The organism is Streptomyces phytophilus, assembly GCF_013870535.1.
In the GTDB taxonomy this organism is placed as follows: Bacteria; Actinomycetota; Actinomycetes; order Streptomycetales; family Streptomycetaceae; genus Streptomyces; species Streptomyces phytophilus.
In genome coordinates this window covers 1-1,441 of the sequence record NZ_JACBXC010001437.1, presented here as the reverse complement: position 1 = coordinate 1,441, position 1,441 = coordinate 1, and the positions used below count along the sequence as shown (strand labels likewise).

Annotated in this window: 2 protein-coding genes; one reads left to right on the top strand and one right to left on the bottom strand. The window is 74.1% G+C overall.

Features of this window, described 5'->3' with window-relative positions:
• A partial coding sequence (locus tag H5J30_RS33105; protein ID WP_181791410.1) for a DUF5937 family protein occupies nucleotides 1-742 on the bottom strand: 742 nt, incomplete at its 3' end.
• 83 nt (nucleotides 743-825) lie between these two features.
• On the opposite strand from H5J30_RS33105, the gene H5J30_RS33100 reads away from it, so the two are divergent.
• On the top strand, nucleotides 826-1,441 hold a 616-nt coding region (locus H5J30_RS33100; RefSeq protein ID WP_220189587.1), incomplete at its 3' end, for an MFS transporter.

Genomic DNA, 1,441 nt, shown 5'->3' with positions numbered 1-1,441 from the left:
ACCACAGGGTGCCGATGCCGCGGGCGGGGTAGATGACGGTGGGCTGCCAGGGCGGCTGGAAGCCGGTCACCACGTCCGGCCAGACGAAGGCGCTGGGCATGAGCATCAGGCCGTCGCCGGCGAGGTCGCGCTCGTAGCGGTAGTCGTTCTTGGTCCGTACGGTCAGCAGGCCGTCCTCGTACGACAGCCGGCTGTGCAGCAGCGCGAACAGCTCGCCGAGGCCCGCGGAGGCCAGTTGGCGGGCGCGGAAGTCGATGTCCGCCTCCAGCAGGTCGCGCAGTCGCGGCCAGAACGGCTCGACCAGCGCGTGCCACGCGCGCTCCGTGGCGTCGGCCATCAGCTCGATGGCGGCGGCGGGGTCGTCGAGCAGCTTGCGGCCGAGCGGGGACTCGGCGGCGCCGGGCAGCGTGCTGAACGACAGCGTCATCTCCGCGTGCGCCAGCGCCGGGTCGGTGGCGCGGAGCTGGGCGAGGCCATCCGCCACCGAGGTGTACGCGGCCTGCGGCGGGCCGCCGAGGAAGTCCGGGGTGTAGCCGGGGCCGGGGTTCGGCATGAAGATCCACAGCGGTGCGAGGTCGAGCCCGGCGGCGGCCTCGCCGAGCCGGCTCAGCCACGGCCGGTGATAGCCGTGGCGCTCGGTGCGGCGCAGCGTGCGTATCGCCTCGTGGGTCTCGAAGACCGGGGAGACCGCGAAGCGGCAGCGCAGCAGGTCGTCGGGGCCGAAGCGCATGTACACCGGCACGGGCGCCCTCCTCGCTGCGCTGACTCATTCGGCTGGTGCCGAAAGACTACGGCCCTGTGCCGGCAACGGGCGAGGCTCCGGTGATGAGCGACACCACAGCCCCGGACGGCACGGCCGCGACCGTGCCCGCGGCCCTGCCGTCCGGCCAGGGGGACGCCCCCGCCGCCCCCGCCCCCGCCGATACGCGCGCCCGGTACGCCGACGTCTTCCGCGTCCGCGAGTTCCGCTTCGTCTTCGCCGCCCACGTCATGTCGATCACCGGCGAGGTCGTCGCCGCCATCGCGCTGACCGTCCTCGTCTACGACAGGACCGGCTCCCCGCTGCTGAGCGCGCTCACCCTCGGCATCGGCCTGCTGCCGTACCTCGTCGGCGGCACCCTGCTGTCCTCGATCGCCGACCGCCTGCCGGCCCGCCGGGTGCTGGTGACGTGCGACCTGCTGGCCGCCGCCTGCTTCGCGCTGATGGTGCTCCCGGGGATGCCCGTCGCCGTGCTGCTGGCACTGCGCTGCGTCGCCGGCGTCATCTCGCCGGTCTTCACCGGCACCCGGATGGCCACGCTCGCCGACATCCTGGGCACCGGCGACCGGTTCGTCCTCGGCCGCTCCGTCATCCGGCTCACCGCGCAGGCGGCGCAGCTCGTCGGCTTCGCCCTCGGCGGGCTGCTGGCGGCGTTCTCCCCGCGCGCGACGCTGACGATGA